The organism is Allobosea sp. 05T422_2 (assembly GCF_056396265.1).
The window spans coordinates 1-4,344 of record NZ_JBFTLD010000390.1; the positions used below are offsets into that span (position 1 = coordinate 1).

Annotated in this window: 4 protein-coding genes; all 4 read left to right on the forward strand. The window is 63.0% G+C overall.

The annotated features are described in order from the left end of the window. The first annotated feature begins 65 nt into the window (after nucleotides 1-65). The gene (locus AC1DJT_RS34700) at nucleotides 66-647 is read left to right on the forward strand and encodes a hypothetical protein (protein WP_476835864.1); all 582 of its coding nucleotides are present in this window, start codon (nucleotides 66-68) and stop codon (nucleotides 645-647) included. 74 nt (nucleotides 648-721) lie between these two features. Then, a complete protein-coding gene (locus tag AC1DJT_RS34705; protein ID WP_441508980.1) occupies nucleotides 722-1,186 on the forward strand; it encodes a hypothetical protein in 465 nt (154 codons plus the stop codon). Then, nucleotides 1,179-2,411 carry an HlyD family secretion protein gene (locus AC1DJT_RS34710; protein ID WP_441508979.1) on the forward strand — a complete coding sequence of 411 codons (1,233 nt, stop codon included), beginning with the start codon at nucleotides 1,179-1,181 and terminating at the stop codon, nucleotides 2,409-2,411. Before AC1DJT_RS34705 ends, AC1DJT_RS34710 begins: the two co-directional genes overlap by 8 nt. 283 nt (nucleotides 2,412-2,694) lie before the next feature. Further along, on the forward strand, nucleotides 2,695-4,344 hold a 1,650-nt coding region (locus tag AC1DJT_RS34715; protein ID WP_476835865.1), incomplete at its 3' end, for an adenylate cyclase.

Genomic DNA, 4,344 nt, shown 5'->3' on the forward strand with positions numbered 1-4,344 from the left:
CTTCCCCCCGCGGTCGCAGAGGCGAACGACGAGGGATCCAGGCGGGCCAACCCGGAGGCCACAACATGTCGACATTGAAGCACTGGTCGCTTGCTTTCGCCCTGCTTGCCGGCGTGGCGTCCTGGTCCGACAGCCAGCCGGCCAGAGCGCAGACGGTCATTGTCGCGGGTGTCGGCCCGGCGGCCATCGATGAGCTCAATGTCAAGKTTGCGGCAGTCGACCGGGCCAATCACACCATAATCGTGCAGCAGCGAGGCCACCGTTGGCTTGTCGAGGTGCCGGAGGTTTTCGGTGATCTCTCCAGGGTCAAGGTTGGAGACAACCTCGAAATCAAGCGGATCGACGGGGCGATCGCGGCCGTCACCAGGGGCAAGAAGGGACTCAAACCCGGCATCCGTTACTCCGAAGGCAAGTCGGATGCGGTTTTCCAGAATCTGCCCTCACGGTTTGTGACCCGCACCGCGACCGTGACGGCGAAATTCAACGGCTTCGATCCTGCCAAGAAGATTGCCACGATCGACGGGCCGGATGGCCGGCGGTCGCTGCCGGTCGCGGATCCCGTCCTCGCTGCCGATCTCCAGAAGCTGAAGCGCGGCGACATGATCGAGATCGTCTTTACCGAGGCGTTCCAGGTGACACTCAAGTGAGTAGGCGCGGGCTGGCATTTCCCGCCTGACACGGATACCGTCGTGATAATTTCAAAGGGTTGGATGCGGAAGCCATGTCGTCGCCGAACATTCATCCTGCTGCCCCGGGCCATTTGCCGCCCTTCATCACGGCGCCGGGAGAGACTGACTATCTCATGGTCGCGATGGCGGTGCTGCTCCTCGTCGCGATCCTGACGGTTGGCGTCATCTTCTTCCGGCTGCACACATTGCCGGAGCGGATGGCGCATAAGTCGCAGAAGCTCCAGTTCGAGATTGTCGCGGTCCTTGGGCTTCTGGCTCTGTTCACGCACATCCACCTGTTCTGGGTGGCCGGGCTCCTGCTGGCGCTGATCGACCTGCCCGACTTCTCCGGTCTCTTTGGTCGCATGGCTCACGCTCTCGAGCGCATTGCGGGTTCGACGCCCCGCCGCGGCGGGGGAGCAACAACCGAGCCACCAGACCCGTCCGATTCCCAGGAGATGCCTACAGATCACGGGGCGGAGCAGCATGGGCGCAAGAAGGAGCCGACCCATGCTTGAGCTCATGTTCTGCTCGCTTCTGACKATCCTGCCGGACTATCTGTTTCGCCGCTATTATCAGGGCCGGCGCATTGGCAAGGAGATCACGCTCTATTCGGTCTGGTTCGAATTGCGCTGGGGCATCACGGCCTGCGCGATGCTGACCATCGGGTTGATCACGGTGATCTTCTACAATCATCCCTCGACTACGAACGCGACCCTGTTCTTCAGGGCGGTGCCGATCGTGCCCGAGATCAATGGGCGGGTCGCCGAGGTCTATGTCGGGCTCAGCGGCAGGATCGAAAAAGGCGCGCCGATCTTCAGACTGGATAGCAGCCGGCAGGAAGCGGCGGCCGAAACCGCCCGCCGCAAGATTATCGAGGCCGACGCTGCGCTCGCTGTCGCCCGGTCCGAGCTCGCCTCGAACGAATCCAAGATCCAGGAGGCGCGGAGTGACCTCCAGCAGGCGCAGGACGAGTTGCGGACCAAGCAGGAATTGATGCGACGGAACGCGGATGTCGTCGCGCAGCGCGAGATCGAGCGGCTGCAAGTCCTCGTCGCCGGGAAGGAAGCCGCTGTGAACTCGGCAACCGCGGCGCGAGACACGGCGCAAACGCGGATCTCGACCCTGCTGCCGGCGGAGAGGGAAAGTGCTCAGGCGGCCCTGGCCCAGGCCCAGGTCGATCTCGAGAAGACCGTGATCAGAGCCGGAGTGTCCGGGCGTGTCGAACAATTTGCGCTTCGTGTCGGCGACATCGTCAATCCGCTTCTGCGCCCCGGCGGCGTCCTGATCCCCGAAGAGGCCGGGCGCTCCTCCTTGCAGGCCGGTTTCTCCCAGATCGAGGCGCAGGTCATGAAGGTCGGCATGGTAGCCGAAGCCACCTGCATCTCGAAGCCCTGGGTCGTCATTCCGATGGTGGTGACCGGGGTGCAGGACTTCATCGCAGCCGGGCAGTTTCGCGGCGGCGAGCAGTTGATCGATGTTCAGCAGATCGCCCGGCCCGGCACGATCCTGACATTTCTCGAGCCGCTCTATCCCGATGGGCTCGATGGCGTGACGCCAGGCAGCAGCTGCATCGCCAACGCCTATTCCAGCAATCACGATCGCATCGAGTCCAAAGAAACTGGATCCGTCAAAAAGGTCCTCCTTCATGCGGTGGATGCGGTCGGGCTTGTCCATGCCATGCTCCTGAGGATCCAGGCGCTGGTCTTGCCCATTCAAACACTGGTCTTCGCCGGACACTGATCCGGCAGCTCGCCCACCGATCGATCGTCGTCCCTCGCGCCCGCCATGCGCAGCTCGCGGCCAATGGCTCGCGCAGGCCATAGCAGCCGCACGAGATCCCCATAAAAATGGTGGCCGAATGCGTCGGGCAGGCGTAAGCTTCCGGCGCGCTTCTTAAAACTCTTACGGATTTCGCACCTGTACGTGGAGATGTTGGTCGGGGGAGGCCAAGTCCATGCAGCGGAGAAATTCTGGCAGGGCCTTTCTGAGTTCTGACGGGAGCGGCCCATCATCCAGAGATATTATGGAACAACTTGAACTGATCCTGGCAAGTCCGGAGTTCAAGGTATCCGACCGGATCAGGCGGTTTTTAAGTTATGTTACCAATGAAACACTTGCGGGCCGGGCCGAGCGTATCAAGGCCTATTCGATAGCGACCCAGGTCCTGGGCCGCGATTCACATTTCGATATTCAGAATGATCCCGTCGTGCGCATCGAAGCCGGGCGTCTCAGGCGCKCGATGGAGCGCTATTACTTTGTCGCGGGGCAGGCCGATCGCGTGCTCATCGAAATTCCGAAGGGCGGCTACGTTCCGCATTTCTCATGGCGGTCGCTCGATTCATCGACCGTGCACAGGCAGAGGCCGCAGCACACGGCCATAGCCGCCTCGGCCCGGCCGAAGCCGCGGACACCCTGGGCCTGGGCGCTGATCGGCGCCATGGCGCTGGTCGTCGTCGGCGGCGTCGGGACGGGGCAGGTCTGGCGCAGCGGTCGGGCGGACGGCCCGGTCCGTCCGGCCCTTGTCGTGGCGCCCTTCGCCAATCTCTCTCCTGGCTCCGAGGCCGGGCTGCTCGCTGCGGGCATCACCGAAGAGGTGCTCGTCCAGCTGGCGAGGTTCAAGGAATTGTCGGTCTATGTGCGGGAGTCGCCGGGCAAGACGACGTCCGCACTCCCCGCGCCGGAGGCCGGAGGCAGGCCGGGCAGGGAGTTCGTCCTTGAAGGCAGCATACGCACCTCTGACGGAAAGCTCCGGGTCTCCAGCCGCCTGCTTGATGGCGCCACGGCGGCGATCCTCTGGTCCCGGGTGTATGATGCGGACTTGCGCGTCAGCGACATCCTGGGTGTCCAATCCGATATCGCCGCCAAGGTCGCCACGGCCGTCGCACAACCCTATGGCATCGTGTTCGATACCTCGCAGGTGAAGGCGGAGGACGGCAGGCCAGAGAGCTTCGACGCCTATCAGTGCATGCTCCGGTTCTACCGGTACAGGCAAAGCCTGGGTCCGGACGAGCACATCGCGACGCGGCAATGCCTGGAACAGACGACTGCACGCTACCCCAGCTATTCGACGGGCTGGGCCATGCTGTCCTATCTCTATCTCGATGAGGACCGCTTCCGGCTGAATCGTCGGCCAGGACCGCCCGATGCGAGCTCCAGAGCCCGCAGCGCAGCACTGCGTGCGGTCGAGCTCGATCCGGAGAATGTGCGGGCTCAACAGGCTCTGATGACGATGCTGTTCTTCAACCAGGAGCMGGCCGAGGCACTGCGGATCGGGGAGCGGGCGCTGGCCCTCAACCCGAACGACATGGAACTGCTCGGGGAATATGGCAGCCGCCTGGCGCAGGCAGGTCAGTGGAAGCGCGGCTTTGATCTGCTCGATGAAGCGGTTGCAAGAAATCCGGTCCGATCGAGCTACTATGTCGGGATGCAGGCGCTCGCTGCCTATATGCTGAATGATGACCAGATGGCGCTCTCACTGATCCGGCGGGCGGACCTCGCCAGCTTCTCGCTCTATCATTTCGTGGCTGCACTAATCTATGCGCGCGCCGGCCTTGACGTAGAGGCCACCGCGAGCCGGTCGCAGTTTCTCAAGCTGCGCCCCGATTTCTTCGCCAATCTCGATGCGGAACTCGCCAAGCGCAATTTCAACGAAAAGGATCGCGCCGTCCTGATC

Excerpts from the sequence above, each read along its gene's own strand:
- AC1DJT_RS34705 (WP_441508980.1), top strand. The coding sequence starts at position 722 with ATGTCGTCGCCGAACATTCATCCTGCTGCCCCGGGCCATTTGCCGCCC.